Raw genomic sequence first — 25,651 nt, 5'->3', positions numbered from 1 at the left:
GTTGCGGGGCTGTCTTTTGTGGGCGGTTTTGGTACTTTTGCTCCCCTCTTATTTGGCCGTTAACGTATGATATCACTCGAAGAACTGTATTCCTTACTTGTAATACTGGCTCCAGCTATAACCTCGTTTGCCGCGCTGCTGATCCTTACCCTCGACACCATGCGCGGCGGTAGTGGCGAGTGGCGGCTGCGCTCCAGGGTGTTCCTCTACTTTGGTAGCGCGCTGGTTAGTTGGCTTTCCTTGCTCTGCTACTTCCACCTTCCCGAACTCTTTGTCCGCATCAACTGGCTTTCCTACCTGGCGTTTATGCTTATCCAGGTGTACTTTTACGGGTTTATCTTTAAGGTGACGCGTATCGATGCCGCCGAGCGCTTCTCGTGGTGGCACTACCTGCTGCCGGGGCTCATTGCGCTGGGGCTGCTGATGCTGCAGCAGGTAACGCCCCAGGCCGAGCAGCTGCGGGTGGTGGTGGGCCATGGCGAGTACGACGGGGCCGAGCGCCTCTTCTTTCGTTACTCCAACAGCAAGCTGGCCGTGCGGCTGGTCTTTACGGTGGTGTATACCCTGCTGGCCTTTAGGCGGCTGGCGCGCTACCAGCGCTTTGCTGCCGAGCAGCCCAATGGGCGCCCCAACCTGCTGCGGTGGGTGCTGGGCTTCCTCTTTTTTTCGGTGCTCCTGCTGGTGATCCCCTCGCTGGCGCTGATATACTCGCGCAGCACCGTTCTGGGCACCGTCGTAATGGGCTTCCAGACTTTGGTGCTGGTGCTTCAGTACTGCTACCTCTGCTACTACGTGCTGGCAGGGCACTACGTCACCATTGTGGAGGACGAGCCTCCGCTGCTGGGCACTGGTGTCGCCGAGCCCGACGGGGCTGCCCTGCCCAAGAAGAGCCTGCTCACCCGCGAGCGCTTCGAGGAGTACATGCAGGTCGAGCGCCCCTTCCTGAACCCCAGCCTCAAGATCGCCGACCTGGTGGAGACGCTAGGGGTCAACCGCACCTACATCTCCTCGTTCATCAACTCCGAGTACGGGGTCAACTTTAGCGCCTACATCAACCAGCGCCGCTTGCAGGAGTACCGGCAGCTGCTGTCCGACTCCGCCAACGAGGACCGAAGCAAGATCGAGCTCTCGGAGATGGCCGGCTTCAGCAGCTACCGCAGCTTCTTGCGCGTGGCGGATAGTGGGGAGTAGGTAATAGGCCGCGCGTATTCGCGTATTAACGTGTCGCGGGGATACAACGCTTAGTAGGGGAGGAAAGAACCACACGCCCCGAAGTTCTACCAACAAAAAGGCGCAACCCCCGTCGGGCTGCGCCTCAATCATTGTATGGATGTTCTATAAGATATTAGACTTTAGATATTAGATTTTAGAAGTGCATCTGATCGTTCTTCCTCATGATATCTAGTATCTGCTATCTAAAATCTAAATACTAACGGCTACCATCTAGACTTTAGATGTTAGATATTAGAAGTACGTCTAATCGTCCTTCCTTATAATATCAAGCATCAGCCATCTAAAATCTAAATACTAATGTCTAAAACTCCACACCACGCCCAGCTTAACGCCTAGGGCAAGGGGCCTAACCTTATCTACCTGGCTGGACTCGAAGATGCCGTTGTAGGTGCCCTCCTTTAGGTAGATATTCTTGCTGTCGGCCTTGAGCATGCTGTTCAGCCCGTAGCTGGCGTAGATGCCGCCGTACAGGCTGATGGCATTGTTTAGCAGGTAGGTAGCGCCGGCATCGGCCAGCAGCGCCACCGAGGGGCGCAGGGAGATATCGCCCGAAGGCCTCTGGGCGTAGGTGCTCAGCCCCTGCTCGGGAATGTCGCCCAGCTCCGCTTTCCACTGGCTGTAGTAGCCCGTGGTGGTAATCGAGCCCCCTGTGGCCTTGTAGGTGCTCCTTGCTGGGATGGAGAGCTTGGCGCCCACCGAGGCCGTTAGCCCCACCTTAGCGGTGAGCGCCTTTCGGTAGGTGGCCGCCACGGGGATGTCGATAAGGGTGGCCGACTGCTCCTCCTTCCAGCCGCTGTAGCGGGTGCGGAGCTCGTAGGCGTCGCCCTCGGCATCCACGCTAGGGGCCGAGGTCAGCAGGTTCAGCGTGCTGGTCGCCTTGAACGACTGCACGCCCACGCCTGTGCTGATGCCCCAGCTGGGGCTGAAGAAGTAGGTGTACCCTGCGCCGAGGGTATACCCGGCACCGCCCTTGCGGCTGCCGTTGTCGATGCTGTAGCCTAGTTGGTGGAACCCGCCCCCCACGCTAAGCGAAAGGAGCTGGTCGCCCTTCTGGGCCTGTGCCGCAGCGGAGGCGCCGAGCGCCAGTGCGGCTATAAGTAGCTTTTTCGTCATCTTACTATTCTTTTTAGGTTGAAGGGATGAGCGGCGCTGCCGCCCATCCCTTTACGTTTAGTTGGCCAAAACCACCTTAAAGGTGAGCACCTGCCCATCGGCGGTGACGATGCGGCCCATGTACACGCCGTTGCTGCCCGATAGGGTGATGCGGTTTTCCTGCTCCACCTTGCGCAGGGTGCGCACGGGTGCGCCCTGGGTGCTGTACACCGTTAGCACGGCGCCCAGCAGCTCCTCGTCGCCGAAGCCCGAAAGCTTAACGGTGAGCTCCTGTCCGGCACGGGCAGGGTTGGGGTAAACGCTCACGCTAGCCGATGCGCTCTTTTTGATGCTAAGCACCTTGGAGCAGGTATTCACCGTTTGGCCCGTAGCCGTTTTAAGCTGCGCGTAGTAGGTTCCGCTAAGGCCGTTGGGGTCCTTGTAGAACTGGTTGGTAGCCCCGCCAACGGCGCTGCCGTTCTTGTACCACTGGTAGCCGGCAAAGCGGCCTTCGTGGTTGTCGATCAGCACCACGCTGCCAAACTTGGGCACGATGATGTCGGCCGACACGTTAACGGTAACCTGGAAGGCCGTAGGCTCGCTGATGTTGCCGTAGCCGTCGCGCAGCTGCAGCGAGGCGGTGTAGGCGCCATCGGCCACCCTTGAGGGGATGCTGATGGAAACGGTACCGTTACCGGCAGGCAGCGCAGCGTAGCCGCTGTTGCTGAAGCCCGCTGCAAGAGCCTTGGCGTCGAATACGATCTGGTACTCGGTAGGCTTACCGCTGGTAAGGGTGTAGGCCAGGCTCAGCTTGTCGCCCTCGCAGCCTGCCTGTGGGGCCTGTAGCGAAGCTACCTCAATGGGGTTCGATATGGTAAGCTTGCCGGCTACGTAGGTAAGCGCGTAGTTGGCCGCTGCTCCCCCATCGGCTGTAATGGCGTACACCCCAGTAGGGCTGGTTGCCGTTGCAGTGGTGGTAGCGGTAGGCTTGGCCTCGAGCACTGCCTCGGTATCGCCGTTGACGAATCCGCTGTAGGTGATGCCTAGGGCAGGTATGGCCTCCCCCTCGTGGATGCTGTAGCTGGTTGCGGTAGCGGTAAGCGTTGCCTTGCTTACGGTAATGCTTACGGTTTTCTCCACGCCGATGTAGCGGTCGCCATCGGTAGGGGTGAAGGTAACCTTCAGGCTGTGGGTGCCTGCGGTAAGTATATCTCCAGCCTTTATGGCGTTGCCTTTGGTGGTGTATGATAGCGTACCTTCTACTGCCGCGTTGTTGAATGATGCGGTGGCGTTAAGCTGCGCATCATTTAAAGGTGTACCGTAGGTAATGCCATTTGGCTCGGCCCAGGTAACCGTAGGTATACGCTTATCGAGGATGTCAATTTCTCCATCAACGAAGGTAAGCTCGTAGTTGCTTGCAGTACCACCTGCGGCAACGACGGTATACTTGCCCACGGGGCTGGCAGCACTTGCTGTGGTGGTAGCGGTAGGCTTAGCGTCGAGCACGCTTTCGTCTTCACTATTCACAAACCCTTTGTAGGTAACCCCTAGGGCAGGAATTGGCTCGCCCTTGACGATGGTGTAACTGTTGGCGGTAGCGGTAAGCGGTGCCCTGTTTACTGTAATGCTTACGGTTTTCTCCACGCTGATGTAGTAGTCGCCATCGGTAGGGGTAAAGGTAACCTTCAGGCTATGGGTACCTGCGTTAAGTACATCTCCAGCCTTAAGCGAGTGGCCGTTGGTAGTGTACGATAGCGTACCTTCTACTGCTGCATTGCTGTACGATGCGGTAGCGTTGAACAGCTCCGTGTTTAGCGCACTGCCGTAGGTGATGGCGGCAGGTTCTGCCCAGGTAACCGTAGGTATACGCTTATCGAGGATGTCAATTTCTCCATCAACGAAGGTCAGCTCGTAGTTGCTTGCAGTACCACCTGCGGCAACGACGGTATACTTGCCCACGGGGCTGGCAGCACTTGCTGTGGTGGTAGCGGTAGGCTTAGCGTCGAGCACGCTTTCGTCTTCACTATTCACAAACCCTTTGTAGGTAACCCCTAGGGCAGGAATTGGCTCGCCCTTGACGATGGTGTAACTGTTGGCGGTAGCGGTAAGCGGTGCCCTGTTTACTGTAATGCTTACGGTTTTCTCCACGCTGATGTAGTAGTCGCCATCGGTAGGGGTAAAGGTAACCTTCAGGCTATGGGTACCTGCGTTAAGTACATCTCCAGCCTTAAGCGAGTGGCCGTTGGTAGTGTACGATAGCGTACCTTCTACTGCTGCATTGCTGTACGATGCGGTAGCGTTGAACAGCTCCGTGTTTAGCGCACTGCCGTAGGTGATGGCGGCAGGTTCTGCCCAGGTAACCGTAGGTATACGCTTATCGAGGATGTCAATCTCGCCATCAACGTAGGTCAGCTCGTAGTTGCTGGCAGCACCACCTGCGGCAACGACGGTATACTTGCCCACGGGGCTGGTATTGGTTGCGCTGGTGGTTAAGGTAGGCTTGGCGTCGAGCACGCTTTCGTCTTCACCATTCACAAACCCTTTGTAGGTAACCTCGAGGGCAGGAATTTTCTCGCCCTTGGTGATGGTGTAGTTACTGGCGGTAACGGTAAGGGGCGCCTTGGCTACGCTGATGGCTACCGTCTTTGTAACCTCGTTGTAGTTGACCTTATCAATAGGAGTAAAGGTAGCACTTAGCGTTTGATCTTCTCCTGCATTGAGCAGAGTTTTAGCTGCTGGAGAGTAGGTGAAGGCTCCCTCGGCATCAGCGGTAGTGCTTAGCTGCGCTGCACCCAGAGACGTGCCGTAGGTGATGGGCGAAGGGGTATTCCAAGCAATGGTTGGTGTTGCCTTATCTACGGTAAGGCTTACGGTTGCCTCAACATTATTGTAGTTGGCCGCATCGGTAGGGGTGAAGGTAACCTTTAGGTCGTGCTTGCCCGCCGCTAGGGTTGTTCCTTCGGCAGGAGCGTAGGTAAAAGCTCCCTCAATATCAGCGGTGGCGTTTTGCTGTTTGTCGCTTAGCTTGGTACCGTAGGTGATGGATGTTGGCGTATTCCATGTAATAGTAGGCATCGCCTTTTCTACGGTAAGGCTAACGGTTGCCTCCACGCTGTTGTAGTTAGCTGCATCGGCAGGGGTAAAGGTAACCTTTAGCTTGTGCTGTCCTGCATCCAGCTTGGTATCTGCCGCAGGGCTGTAGGTAAAGGCTCCCTCGGCATCGGCCGTTGCGTTTAGCTGCGCTGCACCCAGAGGTGTTCCGTAGGTGATGGCGGCAGGGGTAGCCCAGGTAATGGTTGGGGTGGCCTTCTCCACAACAATGGAAACGGTTTTCGCTGCACCAGTGTGGTTAATCGCATCGGCAGGGGTAAAGGTAACCTTTAGCTCGTGCTGTCCTGCCGCTAGCTTGGTATCTGCCGCAGGGCTGTAGGTAAAGGTTCCCTCGGTATTGGCGGTCGCGCTTAGCTGCGCTGCACCCAGAGGCGTTCCGTAGGAGGTGGACGAAGGGGGATTCCAAGCAATGGTTGGGGTAGCCTTCTCTACGGTCAGTGTTACGGTTTGCTCTGTGCTGTTATAATTAACCGCATCGGCAGGGGTAAAGGTAACCTTTAGCTCGTGCTGTCCTGCATCTAGTTTGGTATCTGCTGCAGGGCTGTAGGCAAAGGTTCCCTCGGCAGTGGCCGTGGCGTTGAGTTGCGTATTGCCTAGCGCGGTGCCGTAGGAGATAGAGGAAGGATTAGCCCAGTTGATGGTTGGGGTAATCTTGTTAATGGTAATCTTGCCCTCACTGTAGACAAACTTGTAGTTGTTATCGGAGCCTCCAGTTACGCCAATGACGTACTCGCCTGCATTACTTTGGGCCGTTGGCACGTTGGTTAAGGTAGGCTTGATGTCGAGAACTCTCTCGTCTTCACCATTCGCGAAACCGCGGTAGGTGATGGTGGGGGTAGGAATCGCGTCGCCCTTGGTGATGGTGTGCGTTGAGCCGATTACTGTAAGCTGCTTCTTCTTTACGTTTACCGTTACCGTTTTTGTGACCTCTTCGACGTTGTTTGGGAAGGTAGGCATAAACTTGATGGTAAAGGTTTGGTTGTCGCCCACATTGAGGGGTGGGGTCAGCGAAGGGGTGTAGGAAAACGTACCTTCGGCGTTTGACCCTGCTGGTTTTAGCATGTTGCCGTAGGTAATATCAGTGGGGTTCTCCCATCGAATTATTGGGGTAGCCTTTACCTTTACCTCCTCGGAGCGGAATATATTACCTGAACTCGAACGGACAAACCCATCGAAGGCAGGATTGGTCATTACACAGTACACCCCATCGGTAACAGGAGAAATAAAGGTAAACACGCCTGCCGTCTCGGTATAGTCGACATCCTTTGTCAGTTCATCGTTTGTTCCCGATTTGTACCAAGTGTAGGTGGTGGGATACTCTTTACCATCGGCATCGGTTACCTTTTGCTGGCTGCGGAGGTCTACCACACCGTTGGTTACGGTAGGCGCAATGGGCTGCTGTGGGGCGTATTGGTAGTTTTTGTAGTAGTACGACTTCACCTTAGGCAGCGTGTTAAAATCTAGCTTATTGTTATTCGCGTAGATGTATTTCAGCGTTTGTGTATCGGGGAATACCAGTTCGGTAAGTAGGTTGTCGGCGCACGATAGCTTTTCGAGTGCTAAACTGGCGTTAAGCTTGAGCGTGGTTAGCAGGTTGTTTGTGCCGTTAAAATCCTTTAGCGCTGTGTTGCTGCTTAAATTTAGCGCTTGCAGCTGGTTCTGATAGCAATGAAGGGTGGTAAGTGCCGTACAGCTCGAAATATCGAGCTCTTTTAGGTTGTTGGCATAGCAGGATAGCTCGACTAGCTTAGGGCTCGAAACCTTCAGCTCTTTTAGGTTGCTGCTGGTGCAGCCCAGAGATGTAAGGTTTTGGCTGCCGGTTAGGTCGAGCGTTGCAATGTTGGCACCAGAGATGCTCAGCTTCTGCAGATTTGGAGACGCCGACACATCAACCGATCGTATGTCGGTGGCTGTTGATATCAACTCTACTACATCTTTGGCGTATACCTTTACGGTGCTGCCAGCGGTTGCTGACCCGTTATAGTTGGATAGCGTGCTATGCTGCACTCCCTCTACTAAAACGCCGTTGCCCCAGTCGATAAAGCAAGGCCCTTCGCTGCTGCATCTCATTCTGAATTCGGTAATGGCACCTACGTTTCCTTGGGTAAAGCTGTAGGCCAATGGGCTGTTCCTCTCTACCGTAATATCCTCAGTGCGGAAGGCTTTGGTACCTGTAAATTCGCTGAACGCTTTGTTGGTCATTATGCAGTACACTGGGCTGGCAGGGGTGGTTAGGAAGGTAAACACGCCTGCCGTCTCGGTATAGTCGGTATTCTTTTCCAACATAACATCTGTTCCAGCTTTGTACCAGGTGTAGCTGGTGGTTTGCTCACCATTGGCACTAGTAGCCTTTAGTTGGCTGCTGAGGTCTACTATGCCGTTGCTGGCTGGAGCCTTTAGCATTGCCTGTGGGGCGTAAACGTATTGGCCTAAATCTCCGGCAGGAGGTAGGGTGGGCAGCGAGAACTTGTTGTCGTTGACGACTAGTGTCTTTAGATTGGCATTGGCGCTAACATTTAGCGTGGACAGGCCATTTTTTGCACAGTGTAGATAAGTTAGCGCAGGGTTTTTGCTAAAATCTAACGAAACCCCCGGGTTGAACTCGATGTTGACCTCCTCAAGCAGCGGGTTGTTGGAGGTGGTTAGTTCCTTTAGCTGGTTGTACGAGACGACCACCTTTTTTAGCGCAGGGTTTTTGCTGATGTCTATTGCGGTAAGGCTATTGTTGTTGCAGTACAGGTTTTGGAGTTGCTTGCATCCTGATACATCGAGCGAGGAAACCCCTTGTTCTGCGCAGTTAAAGCCAGTTATGCCATTGCCAAGTATTTTTACAGTACTCCCTGCGGTGAAGGGGTTTTGTCTAACCTCAGAAGGAATGCTGGGATCTGTCGAGGAAATAGCTCGTTTCTCCAGTACACCATTGCCCCAGTCGATGTAAACGTCGCCAGCCACCTTGAGGCTTAGGTGTGCGGATATCTTATTATTTGTGAGCGACGAGGTAAAGGTAATATTGTCGGTGCATTGGGGTGCAAAGCATGGGTAGTTTAGGGTGGTGGTGGTGTTATCCTTAGTAGGAATAAACATCCAGCGGTTGTCGGTTCCGTTGACCGGCTCGCCGTAGAAGCCCCAGCCGGCGAAGGTGCCTTGGGCTTTCATTTCGGCGGTGGTTTTAGGAGCTCCCTTGCCGGTGTCACTTTTCTTAGATACCTCACTATCGTAGTAGGAGTTTGTTACAGTGCCTAGATTACTAAAGAACCCTACAAGGCCTCCTAAATTGCTTGTGCCACTTACATTGCCGGCACTAAAGCACCTGTCTATAGTTGAATTAGACAAACTGAACCCTACAAGGCCACCCACGTTAACGCTACCTTCTACGTCTGCGGTGCTGTAGCAGTTTTGCACTTTAACTGGGGAGAAGAGCACTCCTACTAAACCTCCAGTTCCTCCGTTTGCTACATTGTTGACACCGGTTACGCTGCCCGTGGTGTAGCAGTAGCTAAGGGTGCTTCCAACGGATACAGTACCCGCTAGCCCCCCTACCGGTGCTTTAGTAGTGGTAGGGCTACCCTTTACCTGTCCGCCAAAGCTGCACAGGCTTACCTGCGAGCTGGAAGCTTCGCCTGCCAGTCCCCCGATGTACGATGTTCCTGTTACGGTTCCATTAACCACCTTGCAGCTGGCGATGGGGGTGTTTGAAGTGTAGCCTGCTAAGCAGCCAACGTAATTCTTTCCTATAACGTTAGGGTTGGTAAGGGTAAGCCCTTTAATGGCGGCATCCTTAGTTTTCCTCCAAAGCCCAACATATTCTTCGCTGGGACGGTTGATGTACAGCCCGGTAATAGTGTGGCCGTTACCGTCGTATGTGCTGATAAAGGATTGGGTTAATGCGCCAATTGGGGGGAAGCCTTTGCCGCCATCCCAATCCTTGGTGCTGGTGGCATCGATATCTGCCGTTTGAAGGTAGTATCTCCCGTCCCAGTACTGCGTCTTCGAGAGCCAGTAGAGGTTATCCAGCGTGGCAATCTGGTACGGGTCTTCCTGTGTTCCTTCCCCTGTGGGTTTTATTGCGGTTTGCGCCACCGCCCCGGCGGCAATGGCCAGCCATAGGGCAAGGATTAGTAGAAATCTTTTCATGTATGCTTGTTTGTTTTGCTATTTTTCCAACGTTGCCAGGTGGGGCGGGGCGAAGGTGTCCTATGTCCTTTCTATCGGCCTAGGTCTTTCTCGGAACCTCCTTCGGAGCGCAGTGCCGTACCTCGGGGAATTCTGGAACAGGCCCAGAATGGCGGCATGAATTGGAATTCGTGCTGCGCGTAAAGGCATCGCTCCCTTGCGGGTGGCTTCTGCTCTCCCCCATTAATTGCGCAAAGGAGGTGAATGCGGTGCAAACCGAACGGACAAATCGTACATTTCAGTTTACGTTTTGTCCATCTGCCTGAACGGAAGGGGAAAACAGCACCCCGTTTTGTAAGAGTTTTTAGGGTTTGCGGGTGGTGCTGCAGCCGCTTTTACCGAATGATTTGGTACTTTTGAGCCCCACTAGAGCAACCGCGAATGATTCCGATAGATAAGCTTTACTCTCTCTTTGTACTACTTGCTCCAGCCTTTACCACGTTTGCTGCGTTGCTGATTCTTGCCATCGACTCCATGCGCGGTACTCGTGGCGAATGGCGGCTGCGTTCTAGGGTGTTCCTCTACTTAGCCAGCAACCTGTTTACTTGCATTTCGCTGCTGTTCTACTACTATCTGCCGGATGTTTTTGTGCGCATCAACTGGATCTTTTATCTGGCCTTTATGCTCATTCAGGTGTACTTCTACGGCTTCATCTTTAGGATAACGCGTACCGATTACTCCGAGCGCTTCTCGTGGTGGCACTACCTGCTGCCCGCCCTTGTGGCGCTGGGCATGCTAGTCCTGCAGCTTACTACCCCGGTGGCCGAGCAGCTGCGGGTGGTGCTGAGCCGTGGCACGTACGAGGGCGGCGAGCGCCTCTTCTTCCTTTACTCCAACAGTAAGCCAGCCGTGCGGCTGGCCTTTACGGTGGTGTATACGGTGCTGAGCTTTAGGCGGCTGTTCCGCTACCAGCGCTTTGCCGTCGCACAGCCCAGCGTTCGTCCCAACCTGCTGCGCTGGGTGCAGGGCTACCTCATCCTTTCTGTGATCCTGCTGATTACCCCCATGCTATCGCTGGTGTACTCGCGCAGCGCCATCTTGGACACCTCCGTTATGGGCATCCACGTTATGGTGCTGGTGTTTCAGTACTGCTACCTCTGCTACTACGTGCTGATGGGCCACTATGTGACCATTGTCGAGGACGAGCCCCCGCTGCTGGCCGCCACCCCCGACAGCGCCCTTCTGAAGAAGAACTTGCTTACCCACGAGCGCTTCGAGGAGTACGTCCGCACCGAAACCCCACACCTGAAACCCGACCTTAAGATGGCCGACTTGGCGGAGGCGCTGGGCGTTAACCGCACCTACATCTCCTCGTTTATCAACACCGAGTATGGGGTTAACTTTAGCGCCTACATCAACCAGCAGCGGCTGCAGGAGTATCAGCGGCTGCTGGCCGACCCCTCCAACGAGGGACGGAGCAAGATCGAACTCTCGGAGATGGCAGGCTTTAGCAGCTACAAGAGCTTCCAGCGCGTGGTCGGGCGGGAGGCGTAAGGCGTGGCTTGTGAAAAGTGAGTAACCACAGCGTACGTTCCTCTGCCATCCACCATTTTGGGCTGCCGTGCGGCGCGCGAAGCCCCACGTTCGGAGGAGGTGCTACCCCGTAGCCGTTAAGTTAAGGCTGCATTCTACTAAGCCTTCTCCCTTCAATTATCTTCAGCCGATGCGGCAAATCCTTTTACGGCGAAACTCCCCGAACTTACGTTCGGGGCCACAGCAATACCATTGGTCGCCGCTGCTAGTATATCTAAGCGGCCAAGTTAGGAATGCTGTTAATACATTCTTAGCGGTACTACCTTCGTTGGTTTATGTTTACAGGCTCAATATTGTTACGCAAAAATGGCAGGCAGAATTCCAAAATTGGTCTCAAAATCACCTTGCTGTCAGACGATGTCTTTCCTGTTGCATGCTACAAGATTACCGATATCGTCAAAAAAAGGCGCAACCCCCATCGGGCTGCGCCTTTCTCATTGTATGGGCTAATACGGACAACCAGCCCCGAGCAAAATACTGAATTCCCAACTTGCTATTTCCTACTCCCTACAAGGTAATTGCCGTCCCGTTGTAGTAGTCGAGCAGCTTGGTGCGGAAGATGTACTCGTAGCGGGCCTGCGCCAGCTCCGACTGCGAGGTCGCCAGGCGCTTCTTGGTCTCGTTCATCTCGAATACGGTCGATCTTCCGGCGTCGAACTTCTCCTGCGCGTACTGGTAGGCCACGGTCGATGCCTCCAGCGCCTGCTTGGCCGAGAGGAAGCTCTGCTGCGCCGTCATGGCGTTATAGTAGGCCTGCTGCATCTCCTTAAAGAGAACCTTTTTGGCATCGCTGAGCACCAGCGTACGCTGATCCTGCTCTATGCGGGCCAGGTTGATGTTGTTGCGGCTCTCGTAGCGGTTAAAGATGGGGATGCTCAGCTGTAGGCCAACCACCTTTTGCCCCTGGTTCTTTACCTGGGTCGAAAACGACGGGTTAGTCATGTCGAAGACGTTGTAGTAGCTATTGCCGTACTGCGCAACGGCGCTCAGCGAGGGGTAGTAGGCCGCTTTGGCCATGCTGATGTACTCCTCGCCGGCCTGTAGGCGGTACTCGGCAGCCTTTACGGCAGGGCGTATGCCGTAGGCCTTCTCTATGCTGCCCGAGCTAAGCGCCAGCACGGCATCGCTGTTGATGGCCACCTTTTCGGTGGATGGCACCTCCACGTCGAAGCTCTCGATGGATTGCAGCTCCATCAGCTGGCCGAGCGCCAGCAGGGCAATCTTCAGGTCGCCCTGTGCCTTAGTGAGGTTGTACTCCTCCTTGGCCAGCTGCGCCCTGCTCTCGTACTGCTCCGACTTGGGCAGGCGTCCGCCGTTTACCAGCTCCTCGGTTTTCTTGAGCTGCAGCTTGCCCTGGTCTACGTTCTCCTGGGCCACCTTCACCAGCTCCTTGTTGTAGAGCACCTGCAGGTAGGCCAGCGTTACCTGTATGGTAATGTCGTCGCCCATCTGGTTGATGTCCTCCATGGCGGCCTTCAGGCTCCAGTCGGCGTACTTCACGCGGCTGTTGATGTAGCTGCCCTGGTAGATGGGTGCGCTGGCGTTGATGCCCAAGGTGGTGGTAGCCGAGCTTTGGTTGACGTAGGAATTTGCCGAGTTTATCGATCGGCCAAACGTCAGGTTTTGGTTGATGTTGGCGTTGAGGTTGGGCAGGCGGCTGTTCTTGGCCGTGTTTACCTGCACCTCGGCGCTCTTCATGTCGTTGGTGCGGCGCTTCACATCGAGGTTTTGCTGCTTGGCGTAGTCGATGCACTTGGCGAGGTTCCAGCTCTCCTGTGCGGTTGCCGAGGTGCTCATAAGCCCCATCAGCAGTAGGGTTGCTATGGTTGATGCTTTCTTCATGGTTGCCTAGTCTTGCTTTTTGGCCTCATCCTTCTTGATGAGTGCCCCCTTTAGCTTATCCTTGGTGGTGATGCCCGACAGCACCTGGATGTTGATGCCATCCGATAGCCCCAGCTTAACGGCCTTGCGCGTAAACTCCTGCTCCTTGCCCTCCTTCTTAACGATGTTGACGTACGAGGTGTCGTTCACAAACTCCACCACGCTTTCGGGAATGGTAAGCACCTTCACCTTCCGGTCGAGGGTGATCTCGGCGTTGGCGCTGTAGCCCGCGCGCACGAAGATGTTTTCGGGGATTTTGGCTGCGGCCTTAATCTCGAAGAGGATGGCGCCGTTCTCCTCCACCCCCTTGGGCGAGATGTACTCCAGAATGGCGTCGAACTTCTTATCCTGAAGAGCCCCCATGGTGAGCTTTATGGGCATTCGCTCCTTGATGCGCCCCACCTCGGTCTCATCGATTTTCCCCTTAAAGATCATGTCGCGCAGGTTGGCCACGCTGGCAATGGTGGTGCCGTCGTTAAAGGTGTTCGATTGGATTACGGAGTTTCCAACCTTTACAGGAACATCTAGAATGGTTCCCGAGATGGTCGAGCGGATTTGCGTGGTGCTGTAGCTGGCCGACCGCTTGGAGATACCCTCGCGGATGATGGTAAGCGCATCCTGCGCGTTCTCCTTGTCCTCCTTGGCCTTCTTCAGCTGGAACTGCGACTTCAGGAAGTCTTCTTTGGACACTACTCCCGAGTTGTAGAGTTTGTTCACGCGGTTGTAGTCGTCCTGCGCCTGCTCTAGGGTGATGTTGGCCTGGTTCAGGCGGCTTTCGGCCGAGTTGATCTGCACCATCTCGGGGATCACCTTCACCTTGGCGATGATCTCGCCTGCGGTAATCTTATCGCCAGCCTGCTTGTAAATTTCGGTTACAATGCCCGATATCTGTGGCTTGATGAGCACCTCGTTGCGGGGCTCTATCTTTCCGGTTGCAATAGTCTTCCGTTCTACATTGCCAATCTTGGGCACTACCACCTCGTACTGGTCCTTGGGCGGATTAGCCTTTTTCCACAGAAATGCAAATGTGCCAATAAGCATGATGGCGATAATGGCAATGAAAATGATCCGTTTAGTTTTTTTCATCGTATGTATTTTTTACTGGTTCCTTATTTTAAAGATGCTAGACGTTAGATTTTAGATAGGCCTTGAGGGATAATCATTGTTATTCTTCCGCTTCTCTGACTTCAAAATACATTCGTCTAACTTCATCTAACTCCGTTTAACTTCTGAAATAGCTTCTCCAAGAAATCTACTCGTCCCTCAGCGCATCAATAGCCTTAATCCGAAGTGCCTTTCGGGCGGGGATCATTCCGGCAAAGAGGCCTGCAATAACCAGCACAAGCATGGCGAATATGGCCAAGTCGAAGCTGATTTGTGGGTTCATAAAGAACATGTCGTCGTTCGAGGCTGCGCTCTGTGCCGTAAGGACGTTGTCAACTATGTTGAGGATAAATACCCCAAAACTTAGCCCGGCAACTCCCGCAATGAGCGTAAGCACCAAGCTCTCCATCATAATTTGGCTAAGGATGTTGAATGGCGTTGCACCAAGGGCACGGCGAATGCCAATCTCCTGGGTACGCTCGCGGATGGTTACCATCATGATGTTGCTTACGCCAACCACCCCGGCAAAGAGCGTCCCAAGGCCAACGATCAAAATGAGAACCTTGATGCCGAGGAACAGGTTGGCAAACATCTTAAACTGCCGCTCGAGGTTAAACCCAGATACCGCCTCTGGGTCGGTGGGCGAGATGTCGTGCTCCTTTTTGAGGATGCCCTTAATCCTATCCTCCAACGACGATACGCTGGTGCTTGCCTTAGAGGTAATGGCTAGCACATGCACCTGGTCGCCCATGTTGTAGGCCACCTGCATGGTGGTGTAGGGGAGCATCACGCTACGGTTTACCGGCCCGTTGATGTTCATTTGCGAGTTGCCCTTTACCACGCCGATCACGGTGTAGTAGATGCCGTTTACCTTAATGGTGGTGCCAATCGGGTTCTCCCCAATCTTGTAGAGATCCTCGTAGGCGTTGTAGCCAATAACTACGGCCTTGCGCCTTTGCTGGATGTCGATGTCGTTAATGTATCGGCCGTAAACGATATCGGGCTTATCTATCTTTACGTAGTCGGGGTTTAGCCCCTTTACGTTGTACGAGCCCGACTTTTCTCCTCTGATGGTGTTCTTTGGTGTTCGACCACCTCCAAATAGCATGGGCGATACCACCTCAACTTCAGGAATCTTGCTCTTGATAATCTCAATATCTTTCGAGCGCATGAGCCACGATCGTCCCTTCTTAAATCCTTTGTAGGGCTCGGTGGTATTGTTTGTCCAGTAGAATACGGAGTTGGTGGCAACCGATTGTATGCCGTTCATAATGCCGTTGCGGAGGCCATTGCCCGAGCCGTACATCACCACCAGCATAAAGATGCCCCAGAATACCCCAAACGCAGTGAGAAAGCTGCGCATCTTGTTTTTGGTGATGGTTTCCCAGATCTCTTGCCAACGATCTAAATCAAACATGATAATTATTTTATAGGTTTTGCTATTCCGATCTTAGCGCCTCTATTGGCTTAATGGTAACGGCTCGTTTTGCGGGAATGTATCCGGCAATCAGCCCTGCAATAACCAGAATTCCTAGGGCGGCAATAACAATCCCAACATCAACCGTTGGATTTCGGAAGATCACGTTGCCGGGTTCTGCTGGGGTTTGGTTTATTGCAAAGTTGATTGCTTCGGTTATTGCAATGCCGAGCATCATCCCGATATACCCAAATACCGAAGTAATAAGCACCGACTCTATCAGGATAAGCTTGATGATGGAGTTGGGCGATGCTCCCAAGGCCTTACGGATGCCAAACTCCTTGGTTCGCTCCTTTACAGTAATCAGCATGATGTTGCTAACGCCAACAATTCCGGCTATTAGGGTTCCAATTCCCACAATCCAAACGAAAAGCTTTATTGCCCAAAATATTTTCATGGTCTGGATGTAGTTCTCCGAGTTATTCCATAACCCCAATGCAGCCCTATCGTCGGGGTTGAAGGTGTGCAGCCTGGCAAACCCTTTTCTGATGGTGGTGTTGTACTCCTCGTTCTCCTTCGCCGTTTTTAGGCTTTTGGCCGATAGAATGATGCCATCGTATCCTTTTTTTCCGAAGTCGTAGATGCTCTTGGCGGTCGAAATGGGGATGTACCCCTCCCGGTTATCGTTGCCGGTAACGTATTTCACGACGCCCACCACCTTATACATAACGTTGTTGACGTTTACGTATCGGCCGATGGCATTCTCGTTGGGGAACAGCACCTCCTTAATCTTTTCGTTGATGGCTATAACCTTGCGCGTTTCGCGGATATCCATGATGTTGATGAATCGGCCCATTCCCGGCAGAACCTCTATACCTTCTAGTGCTGCATAGTTCGATGTAACCCCCAGAAGCCCGTAAGATCCCGTCTTGTTTCCATTGGAAAATGTAGCCGACTCCGATGGATAAAACTTGTAGGCAACCGTATCAACATAGGGGAGCTGCTTCTCGGATAGAAAGATGTCCTTCTCCGACATCTTCATTTTTCTTCCGCTTTGGTAGCCGCTGTATGCCATGGTGCTAGTTCCCGGCCACAGGTAAATGGCGTTCTTCGACTCGGAGGCGAAGTTCGTGCTCACCCCATTGCTCAGCCCATTCCCCGATGCCAGAAGAATGATTAGCATAAAAATACCCCATGCAACGGCAAACCCGGTAAAGAAGGTTCTAAGCTTGTTGGCCTTTATGGTGGCCATTATCTCTTGCCATAAGTCTAGCATGGTGCCCTAGTTTTGGGTTATCGATTCGATGATGCCATCCTTTAGGTGGATGATCTTATCCGTCTTCTCGCCAACTGCCTTTTCGTGGGTTACAATAATCATCGTCATCCCCTTTTGGTTAACATCCTTAAGGATGCTCATCACCTCTTCGGATGTCTTGCTGTCGAGCGCCCCCGTAGGCTCATCGGCAAGGATAATTTGGGGGTTGGCGATCAGCGCACGCGCAATGGCAACGCGCTGCTTCTGCCCACCCGACATCTCGTTGGGCATGTGGGTTGCCCACTCTTTTAGCCCCAGCATATCCAGGTATTCCATGGCCATGATGTTGCGCTTCTTGCGGCTTACCTTTTGGTAGTACAGCGGCAGCGCCACATTCTCGATGGCATTCTTAAAGTTGATGAGGTTAAACGATTGGAAGATAAATCCAATCATCTGGTTGCGGTACTCTGCGGCCCGCTTCTCGCTCAGGTTGCTGATCAAAACATTGTTGAGGCGATATTCTCCGGTATCGTAGTTGTCGAGGATTCCCAAGATGTTGAGTAGGGTAGATTTTCCTGATCCTGAAGCACCCATGATGGACACAAAATCGCCCTCGTGGATGTTTAAATCGATGCCTTTTAGCACATGCAACGGGCTGCCGTTGTTGTATGTCTTATTAATGTCCTCAAGTTTTATCATAGCACTATTATGATGAATTAACCCCCTTATGACGTACGCCCTAGCGAAAGGTTACAGCATTTTTGGAACAAAAAAGGTGGACAACCTTCTTCGAATAATTAATTCTCTTTAAATCAATGCTAATCGTGCTTCTTTGAATCGGATATCCAACCTACACGAAAACGCCGATGCGTGTAATCTGCTGGCTCTGTAACAGCAAATAGGGGAGAGCATAGCAGGGATTTTGCCCTTGCAATTTCCCGAGCATTGATTGTTGGCTTGTTGGTAAATATTGGGGAGATACGCCATTCCTAAGCAGATCTGTAAAATTGCATTGCAGGGTTGTCATCGCCCATTGCAGACCTGTAATATTGCATTGCGGAGTTGTCAATCGCTATTGTTGACCTGTAATATTGCATTGCAGGGTTGTCAATCGCTATTGTTGGCCTGTAATATTGCATTGCGGAGTTGTCAATCGCTATTGTTGGCCTGTAATATTGCATTGCGGAGTTGTCAATCGCTATTGTTGGCCTGTAATATTGCATTGCAGGGTTGTCAAACGCAATTGCAGACCCGAAATATTGCATTGCAGGGTTGTCATCGCCAATTGCAGACCTGTAATATTGAATTGCGGAGTTGTCAATCGCTATTGCAGACCTGTAATAATGCAATGCGGAGTTGTCAATCGCTATTGTTGACCTGTAATATCGAGTTGCGGGGTTGGCATTGCCCATTGTAGACCTGCCTTCTGTTATTGTTTGTCCAATATTGTCGAATTAATTTACCCCATAACGAATCGAATTAAGAGTATCGCTAGCAATGGCCGCTTGCTAGCGAATCCATTCAACCACATTACGATTCTTAACCACCATCAGCCACTCTCCCGAGTGAACGTTTATTTATTGAGATAGGTGAGATAAAGGAAAGGGCCCAAACAAGTATTTGAGCCCTTTCAGTCGTATTTTACTACCGCTGCTATTCTACGTTGATTGTGCCCTCAAAAACTTTTTCTGCAGGACCTGTTAGCCAAACATTCTCGAAGGTCCCGTCTTCTTTCCTGTCGAACGATACCTGTAGGTTACCTCCCATTACCTCCACGTCCCAAACGTTCTGATCCGATTCGAGAAATAAGGACGCTGCAATTGCGGCAGCCGTTGAACCTGTTCCACAGGCAAGAGTTTCGTCCTCAACGCCACGTTCGTAGGTGCGTACAAAGATTTCGTCGTCAAAAATCTCAACAAAGTTTACGTTTGTACCGCCTGGCGCAAACTTTGGATCGTTGCGAATGGCCTGACCCTCCTCGTAGACGTCCAGATTCTCCAGATCCTCAACAAAGGCAACGTAGTGAGGCGAACCTGTATTGACAAAGTAGTAGTCGTCGTTCTCTTCAACCTCTTTTACATCAATCATCTTAAGCTTTACGAGCATCTCTCCATCCTCTTCTGTGAAAAATGCCTCGTGCAACCCATCGATGCTGTTGAACTCCACCTTCTCAGCAGAGCCCAGTCCAAGCGATCTGGCAAATACGGAAATGCATCGTCCTCCATTCCCGCACATGGTCGATTCCTTCCCATCTGCGTTGAAGTAGCGCATGTAGAAATCATGCTTATCGTCCTTTTCAAGAAGCATTAACCCATCGGCACCTATGCCAAAGTTTCTGTCGCAAAGCATTTCAACAGTGTCAATGCTAGGCGAGAACTCGCCCTTTCGGTTGTCTATAATAACAAAGTCATTGCCTGCTCCTTGGTATTTTTCAAACTTCAATATCATGTTGTAACATTTTAATGTTCCTAAATTAGTTGTTTGGTTCTAATAACAGGGAAATAGTTCTCTTTTTATTTGGGTTAATCTATGTTACGCATCTGTAATCGTTATAATAAAAGGCATCACTTTTGAGTTATTGTGCTAAGTGAAAAACTTGACAACGCTGTAGTGTATGCCATTCGTTTTAAGATTAATATGGCATATCTAAAGATGTAATTTGTCAAGGATATCTGTCGTTGTGTCAGTGAAGGAAACTTCAAGTTGAAAATTTAAATCTAACGCATATGAGAAAAGAAAATTTGGTTGCAATTGTTGCAGCAGCATTGCTAGGTGGTGCCGTTTCGTCAATTTTGGCAATTACCATTATGCAAAAGAGATTTGTTACCACACAAGATTTGATGAATCCTCAGCTAAGTCTGGTTAGCAATCAGGCTGGTAATTCAGCAGGAGGAGGTGCCGATTTTACCTATGCTGCCGAACAATCTGTAAACAGCGTGGTACACGTTAAAACCTACTCCTCGGAGGTTGAACAAGCTGATCCGTTTTTTGAATTCTTTTTTGGACAACCAACTCCTCGTCAACGCCAAGATCAGCCAGTCCCAAGGGGGGCTGGATCTGGGGTTATTGTTTCAAAGGATGGCTACATCGTTACCAATAACCACGTTGTTGATGGTGCAGAAAAGGTGATGGTAACCCTAAACGATAAGCGTTCCTTCGAGGCAAAAGTTGTCGGAACAGATCCTAATTCCGATATCGCTCTGCTAAAGATTAATCAAACTGACTTACCCTTTATGCGCATAGGCGATTCCGACAATCTTCGTATTGGAGAATGGGTAATAGCCGTTGGTAACCCATTCAACCTAACCTCTACGGTTACCGCTGGAATTGTAAGTGCTAAGGGTAGGAATCTTCCTGTTCGCGAAGATATGAACCAGTACCAGGTTGAGTCGTTCATTCAAACTGATGCGGTTGTAAATCCAGGAAATTCTGGCGGGGCTTTGGTAAATACCAAAGGAGAACTAATTGGTATCAATACGGCAATTTACACACAAAACGGAGTGTTTAACGGATATTCGTTTGCAATTCCTGCCAGCATTGTAAAGAAAGTGATATACGACCTAATGGAGTATGGTGCTGTTCAAAGAGGATTTCTGGGAATTTCGATGAGCGATATAACTTCAGACAATGCGGAAAAGCTAGGATTAAAGAATCTTCTTTCTGGTGTTTACGTTGCTGAGGTTACTGCTGGTGGTGGTGCAGCCGCGGCTGGCATTCAAAAAGGGGATGTGGTTGAGTCTATTAATGGGATGAATGTTAATTCGATAGCGCAGCTGCAGGAGCAGGTCGCCCGTTATCGTCCTGGTGATAATGTAGATATTTCGCTAATTCGTGATGGTAAAGTGAAACATTTTAAGGTTACTTTACGTAAAACATCAAGTGGTGACAATCAAGAGATAGCCGTTAAAGGCAGTTTTACTGCGATGGGTGCCACGTATGCCAATGTTAGTCCCCAATTAAAGAATAGCTTAATGCTTAAGGGAGGAGTTCAGATCGTTGAATTAGAGAATGGGAAGTTAAAGTCTCAAGGCATCCGAAAAGGGCTAATAATACTACGTATAAACCGACAACCAATTAGCAGTGTGGAGGATCTGGCTGAAATCTTTGCTAATGCTCAACAGCGACAGGTTATAACTATAGAAGGAGTCTATCCAAATGGGCTGCAGGCTTTGTACAGTATAGGCATTTAAGTTTGGAGAAGAACTAAACACAAAGTTAATATATTTTCATGAGACAGCTTAAAATCACCAAATCGATTACCAACAGAGAGAGCGCATCTCTTGACAAGTACCTACAGGAAATTGGCAAGGAGGAACTTATTACTGTTGAAGAAGAGGTTGAATTGGCACAACGAATCAAAAAAGGCGATCAGGTAGCCCTCGAAAAGCTTACCCGCGCTAACCTTCGTTTCGTGGTGTCGGTAGCAAAGCAGTATCAAAATCAAGGGTTGAGCCTACCTGACCTTATCAATGAGGGTAACCTCGGTTTGATTAAGGCTGCTGAGAAGTTTGATGAAACCCGTGGTTTTAAATTCATCTCTTATGCGGTTTGGTGGATTCGTCAATCAATCCTTCAGGCTTTAGCTGAGCAGTCGCGTATTGTACGTCTTCCACTTAACCAGGTGGGATCGCTTAACAAGATCAACAAGGCGTTTGCAAAATTTGAGCAGGAAAACGAGCGTACTCCATCACCAGAGGAATTGGCTGATGCACTTGATCTTCCAAAAGAAAAGGTGTCGGATACTCTTCGCGTTGCTGGTCGCCACGTATCGGTGGATGCTCCATTCGTCGATGGAGAGGACAACAGCCTTTTGGACGTGCTTGTTAATCCTGATTCGCCAAATGCAGACCGTAGCCTAATTAACGAGTCGTTGGTTAAGGAAATTGAGCGTGCATTGTCGACTTTAACTGATAGGGAACGTGATATTATCCGCCTATTCTTTGGTATCGGTTGCAGCGAAATGACACTTGAAGAGATTGGAGAGAAGTTTGGTCTTACACGTGAACGTGTTCGTCAGATTAAAGAAAAAGCAATTCGCCGTCTTCGTCACAGCACTCGCAGTAAGCACCTTAAAAGCTTCCTTGGCTAGAAAATATTTATGGAAATTACTTGATGCCCGCAACACCAGCGGGCATTTTTTTGTTTGATGGGCTAAAACTGTTAAAAAGAATGAGGCTGCCCTTTGGGGACAGCCTCACCAATTATAGATTAGTCAATTTCTTTACTTTGCTTTCTTAGTTTTAGCCTTATTCTCAATATCGGTGTACTCAATCTCGAGACTTTTATTGTACATAGCCATTGCGCGTGCGCTCATACCCATGCTCGAGAAACCACCATCGTGGAGTAGGTTTTGCATGGTTACCTTACGGGTTAAATCAGAGAAAAGGGCAATGGTGTAGTCGGCACACTCTTCAGCCGTAGCGTTGCCAAGGGGTGACATCCTATCGGAAAAGTCCATCAAGCCATCGAAACCCATGATTCCACCTCCGGCAGTTGTCATGGTAGGCGATTGTGAAATGGTGTTGATGCGAACATGCTTTTCGCGACCATAGATATATCCAAAGCTGCGGGCAATAGATTCGAGGAGTGCTTTTGCATCAGCCATGTCATTGTAACCGTATAAGGTGCGCTGTGCGGCAACGTACGAGTAGGCAACGATTGATCCCCACTCGTTCATGGCGTCGAGTTTGCGGCAAGTCTGAATGACTTTATGAAATGAGATGGCAGATATGTCGAGCGTTTTTTGAAGATAGTCGTAGTCGAGATCGTCGTAAGTTTTTCCTTTGCGAACGTTTGGAGACATTCCAATGGAGTGAAGAACAAAGTCGAGTTTCCCTCCAAGAATTTCCATTGATTCTGCAATAAGTTTCTCAAGGTCTTTTACATTAGTTGCATCGGCAGGAATAACAGTAGATCCGGTTTTTTTTGCCAACTCATCAAGTTCTCCTAATCGAAGAGCTACAGGAGTGTTTGTTAAAACAAATATAGCACCTTCTTCATGTGCCTTTTCAGCAACTTTCCACGCAATAGATTTGTCATTTAATGCTCCGAAAATGATTCCTCTTTTGCCTTTAAGTAGGTTGTATGACATTGATTTTTAGTTTAGTTAAACAAATATAGGGATAAAAAGCGGATGATGCCGACAGTCATCTATTAACATAGACTAAATCGGATACTCAAGCCCATAACCCCAATAGTAGGGTAAAGTTCAATAAAGATTTATGTGAGCAGAGGAATCGTCCATTGCTATAGGTTTCTTCCTAAGAAAATCCTAGTTATTTAAGAGTGCTTTAGCATTTTTGATGGCTGCATCGGTGATATTTTTGCCGCTGAGCATTTTAGCAATTTCGCTAATACGCTCCTGAGCGTTGAGTAGCTTAATTTGAGTTGATGTAGCAGCGTCTCCTGTTTCTTTATATACAAAGAAGTGGTAATCGCCTTTGCTGGCAATTTGAGGAAGGTGGGTTATGTTGATTACCTGAATGCTTTGCGACACATCCTTTATGATGGAGCCCATTTTATCGGCAACTTCGCCCGAAACTCCAGTGTCAATCTCATCAAATATAATGGTGGGCAAGTCGCCTTTCTTTGCAAGTAGTGTTTTGATGCTAAGCATTAGACGTGACATTTCTCCACCAGAGGCAACCTTTGCAACGCTTTGAAGCGGGAGTAATTTGTTGGCAGAAAATAGAAATTCTACCTTGTCTATACCGGTGTTGGTTAACTCAGTTTCGTTGATATCTATTTGAACTTTAGCATGGGGCATTCCTAACTCACTAAGTTGATGCTCTATGTAGTTGTGAATTTGCTCGGTTACACTTTTTCTCTTTTCCGACAGTTGAATTGCTAGCGCTTTTGTTTCAGCATGTAATGCGCTTGTAAGCATACGCTGTTTTTCAATCTGTTCGTCGAAGTTGGCTATGAGCGAAAGTTTTGATTCGAATTCGTCGCGAAGAGATAATAGTTCAGCAACCGAGGAAACGCGGTGCTTTTGCTGTAGGGTGTATAGCAAGTCAAGTCTTTCTTTTACTTGGCGCAGCCTTTCTGGATTTATCTCAATCTTTTCGTTGAAGTTTATAATCTCATCGCTGATGTCTTTTATCTCGATAGAGATGCTGTCAAGTCTTTCTAAAATAGATTCCGATTTGTGGAAAACATCTTTGATGCGTCTAACCGATTGCTGACAACTTTTTAGCGTATGGATGATTGCCATGTCCGATTCGGAAATGGCTTCGCTGCAAAATTGAAGTTCTGTTTTTATAGTTTCAGCATTAGATAGCTCCTTTTCCTCTTCCTCGAGTGCTTCCTGTTCTTCTTCCGCAAGGTTAGCATCAGCAAGCTGCTGGTACTGGAAGGTGTAGTAGTCGAAGTCGGCGGCAGACTTATTTTGCTCTTCGATGAGGTCTTGTAGTTTTTTATCCTCCTTCTTATACGAAGCAAAGGTTTGCTGGTATTGAAGCAGTAGCGCGTTGTTCCCGGCTGCTACATCCAATACATTCATCTGAAAATTATGGTTGGAGATAAGCAGCGTTTCGTGCTGTGAGTGAATGTCGATGAGCATTAACCCGAAATCTCGTAGGGTAGTAAGGTTTACAGGAGTGTCGTTGATGAAGGCGCGCGACTTGCCGCTTGGCGTTATCAGCCTTCGAATAGCTGCTTGCTTGTCGTATTCTATGTCGTTTCCCTCAAAAAACTTAGCAAGATTCATCTTTTCTATATTAAAGATGCCTTCTATGATGCAGCTCTTTTCGGGATTCTTTAGCGTTGAGGTGTCGGCTCGTTGACCCAATATAAGTCCAAGAGCGCCTAGTAGAATAGATTTTCCAGCACCAGTTTCGCCGGTGATGATGTTCAAGCCCTGTTTAAACTCGATATTGAGTTTGTCAATAAGGGCATAATTCTCTACGGATAACGATTGGAGCATGGCAGAGTCGTTAGTTTGTCTTTTTCTCTTCTGTGATTTTTTTGTACTTAGGGTCGTTGGCTTGATCTATCTCAGCAAGTATTTGGTAAACCCGTTGCTTTTCCGATGCGTATGCCTCTGAGTATACATTCACAATTTCGTCCGATTTGGCATCAAAGAATATTTTAAGAAGAAATAAGTTGGGGTCTGGCTTATCTCGAAACACCTTCTGGATGCTGAGCAAACTGTTGGTGATTTCGTCTCGCCCCTCTGCAACTTTTGATGCCATTTGGTCGAGACCTAGGCGATGGTACATATAAATGGCGCTTCGTACCTGCGAATACTTGGGGTTGAGCAGGTTTTCTACCAGCCAATAACGGTTTTTTCGTGATGATTCGAAGGATTTCCATCCTTTTTCGGGAGCTGTTTGCGCATTGCTAACAATCTTTTCTGCCTTTTTGAAGAACTCAGTGCCGCCCTTTGTCGAAAATGAGTCGTAGTCGAGGCCAATAACGATGTAGGTGTAGTAGGCGAGAAGCGATGTTAGCGCAGAACCATACGAGTTTTCGTTGAATTCAAGCTTATTAAACTCTTGGTAGCTAAACTGAACATCGTTGTCGTTGAAGTTGAAGAGTACAGTGGTGTATGAGGAGCCAAAAACAGGTCGGCGTGCCTGTACCTGAAGTGTTCCTTTATACTCGTTCGGACCAACTTGTTCGGTGATGTTAAGAAGAAAGTTGCATTCGATGCGCTCATCCGTTGAGTACACGTTGTTGCTCCACGAGCGGTTGTTCATAAACTCGTAGAGATCGGTTTGCATTGTCTGAAAAACTTGCCGATAAGTTCCCTGTATTTGAGATGCGTTTACCGAAATATTGCATCTCAGATCCTGAGCTTCGGTAAGTCTACCAGCAAGAAGAACAAGTGCAAGAAGAAGCAACTTTTTCAT

At 50.1% G+C, this 25,651-nt stretch carries 16 protein-coding genes; 4 read left to right on the top strand and 12 right to left on the bottom strand.

What is annotated here, in order from left to right; genetic code table 11:
• Positions 1-66: 66 nt before the first annotated feature.
• Entirely contained in the window at positions 67-1,191 is a 1,125-nt protein-coding gene (locus ACHZA1_RS03355; protein WP_320053820.1) for a helix-turn-helix domain-containing protein, read from the top strand.
• A 336-nt stretch (positions 1,192-1,527) separates the two neighbouring features.
• Here the strand turns inward: ACHZA1_RS03355 and ACHZA1_RS03350 are convergent, their stop codons facing one another.
• Together ACHZA1_RS03350 and ACHZA1_RS03345 are read right to left on the bottom strand one after the other, a co-directional pair.
• Entirely contained in the window at positions 1,528-2,346 is an 819-nt protein-coding gene (locus ACHZA1_RS03350) for an outer membrane beta-barrel protein (RefSeq protein WP_320053819.1), read from the bottom strand.
• A 57-nt stretch (positions 2,347-2,403) separates the two neighbouring features.
• Positions 2,404-9,570, bottom strand: a complete 7,167-nt coding sequence (locus tag ACHZA1_RS03345; RefSeq protein WP_320053818.1) for an MBG domain-containing protein — start codon at positions 9,568-9,570, stop codon at positions 2,404-2,406.
• Between the two features lie 420 nt (positions 9,571-9,990).
• On the opposite strand from ACHZA1_RS03345, the gene ACHZA1_RS03340 reads away from it, so the two are divergent.
• Complete coding sequence (locus ACHZA1_RS03340; RefSeq protein WP_320053817.1) at positions 9,991-11,103, top strand: helix-turn-helix domain-containing protein; 1,113 nt, start codon at positions 9,991-9,993, stop codon at positions 11,101-11,103.
• Positions 11,104-11,649: 546 nt separating this feature from the next.
• On the opposite strand, the gene ACHZA1_RS03335 is transcribed toward ACHZA1_RS03340, so the two are convergent.
• The 7 genes from ACHZA1_RS03335 to dapF all read right to left on the bottom strand — a co-directional run bounded on the left by ACHZA1_RS03335 (position 11,650) and on the right by dapF (position 19,247).
• Positions 11,650-12,984, bottom strand: a complete 1,335-nt coding sequence (locus ACHZA1_RS03335; RefSeq protein ID WP_320053816.1) for a TolC family protein — start codon at positions 12,982-12,984, stop codon at positions 11,650-11,652.
• A gap of 6 nt (positions 12,985-12,990) precedes the next feature.
• Positions 12,991-14,109, bottom strand: coding sequence for an efflux RND transporter periplasmic adaptor subunit (locus ACHZA1_RS03330; RefSeq protein ID WP_320053815.1), 1,119 nt, complete (start codon positions 14,107-14,109; stop codon positions 12,991-12,993).
• Positions 14,110-14,275: 166 nt separating this feature from the next.
• Positions 14,276-15,544, bottom strand: a complete 1,269-nt coding sequence (locus tag ACHZA1_RS03325) for an ABC transporter permease (protein ID WP_320053814.1) — start codon at positions 15,542-15,544, stop codon at positions 14,276-14,278.
• Between the two features lie 22 nt (positions 15,545-15,566).
• The gene (locus ACHZA1_RS03320) at positions 15,567-16,820 is read right to left on the bottom strand and encodes an ABC transporter permease (RefSeq protein ID WP_320053813.1); all 1,254 of its coding nucleotides are present in this window, start codon (positions 16,818-16,820) and stop codon (positions 15,567-15,569) included.
• A 6-nt stretch (positions 16,821-16,826) separates the two neighbouring features.
• Positions 16,827-17,498 (bottom strand): ABC transporter ATP-binding protein, encoded by a 672-nt coding sequence (locus ACHZA1_RS03315; protein ID WP_320053812.1) that lies wholly within the window; start codon positions 17,496-17,498, stop codon positions 16,827-16,829.
• A gap of 290 nt (positions 17,499-17,788) precedes the next feature.
• Positions 17,789-18,211 carry a hypothetical protein gene (locus ACHZA1_RS03310; protein ID WP_320053811.1) on the bottom strand — a complete coding sequence of 141 codons (423 nt, stop codon included), beginning with the start codon at positions 18,209-18,211 and terminating at the stop codon, positions 17,789-17,791.
• A 241-nt stretch (positions 18,212-18,452) separates the two neighbouring features.
• Complete coding sequence (gene dapF / locus ACHZA1_RS03305) at positions 18,453-19,247, bottom strand: diaminopimelate epimerase (protein ID WP_320053810.1); 795 nt, start codon at positions 19,245-19,247, stop codon at positions 18,453-18,455.
• 278 nt (positions 19,248-19,525) lie between these two features.
• Here dapF and ACHZA1_RS03300 point away from each other — a divergent pair, with 278 nt between their 5' ends.
• The gene (locus tag ACHZA1_RS03300; RefSeq protein ID WP_320053809.1) at positions 19,526-20,989 is read left to right on the top strand and encodes a Do family serine endopeptidase; all 1,464 of its coding nucleotides are present in this window, start codon (positions 19,526-19,528) and stop codon (positions 20,987-20,989) included.
• Between the two features lie 38 nt (positions 20,990-21,027).
• Positions 21,028-21,888, top strand: coding sequence for an RNA polymerase sigma factor RpoD/SigA (locus ACHZA1_RS03295; RefSeq protein ID WP_131837635.1), 861 nt, complete (start codon positions 21,028-21,030; stop codon positions 21,886-21,888).
• 132 nt (positions 21,889-22,020) lie between these two features.
• Here ACHZA1_RS03295 and ACHZA1_RS03290 read toward each other — a convergent pair whose 3' ends face one another.
• From ACHZA1_RS03290 to ACHZA1_RS03280, 3 genes are all read right to left on the bottom strand, one after another.
• The gene (locus tag ACHZA1_RS03290; RefSeq protein WP_320053808.1) at positions 22,021-22,890 is read right to left on the bottom strand and encodes an SDR family oxidoreductase; all 870 of its coding nucleotides are present in this window, start codon (positions 22,888-22,890) and stop codon (positions 22,021-22,023) included.
• A gap of 180 nt (positions 22,891-23,070) precedes the next feature.
• Positions 23,071-24,723 carry a DNA repair protein RecN gene (recN, locus tag ACHZA1_RS03285; protein WP_320053807.1) on the bottom strand — a complete coding sequence of 551 codons (1,653 nt, stop codon included), beginning with the start codon at positions 24,721-24,723 and terminating at the stop codon, positions 23,071-23,073.
• A 10-nt stretch (positions 24,724-24,733) separates the two neighbouring features.
• The gene (locus ACHZA1_RS03280; RefSeq protein WP_320053806.1) at positions 24,734-25,651 is read right to left on the bottom strand and encodes a DUF4835 family protein; all 918 of its coding nucleotides are present in this window, start codon (positions 25,649-25,651) and stop codon (positions 24,734-24,736) included.

It is taken from the genome of uncultured Acetobacteroides sp., from assembly GCF_963667355.2.
Taxonomy (GTDB): domain Bacteria; phylum Bacteroidota; class Bacteroidia; order Bacteroidales; family ZOR0009; genus Acetobacteroides.
The sequence above is the reverse complement of the archived record's forward strand: the minus strand, read 5'-3'. Positions and strand labels throughout refer to the sequence as shown.

Excerpts from the sequence above, each read along its gene's own strand:
- recN (WP_320053807.1), bottom strand. The coding sequence starts at position 24,723 with ATGCTCCAATCGTTATCCGTAGAGAATTATGCCCTTATTGACAAACTC.
- ACHZA1_RS03290 (WP_320053808.1), bottom strand. The coding sequence starts at position 22,890 with ATGTCATACAACCTACTTAAAGGCAAAAGAGGAATCATTTTCGGAGCA.
- ACHZA1_RS03310 (WP_320053811.1), bottom strand. The coding sequence starts at position 18,211 with ATGGGCAATGCCAACCCCGCAACTCGATATTACAGGTCAACAATAGCG.
- ACHZA1_RS03355 (WP_320053820.1), top strand. The coding sequence starts at position 67 with ATGATATCACTCGAAGAACTGTATTCCTTACTTGTAATACTGGCTCCA.
- ACHZA1_RS03325 (WP_320053814.1), bottom strand. The coding sequence starts at position 15,544 with ATGTTTGATTTAGATCGTTGGCAAGAGATCTGGGAAACCATCACCAAA.
- ACHZA1_RS03315 (WP_320053812.1), bottom strand. The coding sequence starts at position 17,498 with ATGATAAAACTTGAGGACATTAATAAGACATACAACAACGGCAGCCCG.
- ACHZA1_RS03350 (WP_320053819.1), bottom strand. The coding sequence starts at position 2,346 with ATGACGAAAAAGCTACTTATAGCCGCACTGGCGCTCGGCGCCTCCGCT.
- dapF (WP_320053810.1), bottom strand. The coding sequence starts at position 19,247 with ATGATATTGAAGTTTGAAAAATACCAAGGAGCAGGCAATGACTTTGTT.
- ACHZA1_RS03335 (WP_320053816.1), bottom strand. The coding sequence starts at position 12,984 with ATGAAGAAAGCATCAACCATAGCAACCCTACTGCTGATGGGGCTTATG.
- ACHZA1_RS03345 (WP_320053818.1), bottom strand. The coding sequence starts at position 9,570 with ATGAAAAGATTTCTACTAATCCTTGCCCTATGGCTGGCCATTGCCGCC.
- ACHZA1_RS03300 (WP_320053809.1), top strand. The coding sequence starts at position 19,526 with ATGAGAAAAGAAAATTTGGTTGCAATTGTTGCAGCAGCATTGCTAGGT.
- ACHZA1_RS03330 (WP_320053815.1), bottom strand. The coding sequence starts at position 14,109 with ATGAAAAAAACTAAACGGATCATTTTCATTGCCATTATCGCCATCATG.
- ACHZA1_RS03280 (WP_320053806.1), bottom strand. The coding sequence starts at position 25,651 with ATGAAAAAGTTGCTTCTTCTTGCACTTGTTCTTCTTGCTGGTAGACTT.
- ACHZA1_RS03340 (WP_320053817.1), top strand. The coding sequence starts at position 9,991 with ATGATTCCGATAGATAAGCTTTACTCTCTCTTTGTACTACTTGCTCCA.
- ACHZA1_RS03320 (WP_320053813.1), bottom strand. The coding sequence starts at position 16,820 with ATGCTAGACTTATGGCAAGAGATAATGGCCACCATAAAGGCCAACAAG.
- ACHZA1_RS03295 (WP_131837635.1), top strand. The coding sequence starts at position 21,028 with ATGAGACAGCTTAAAATCACCAAATCGATTACCAACAGAGAGAGCGCA.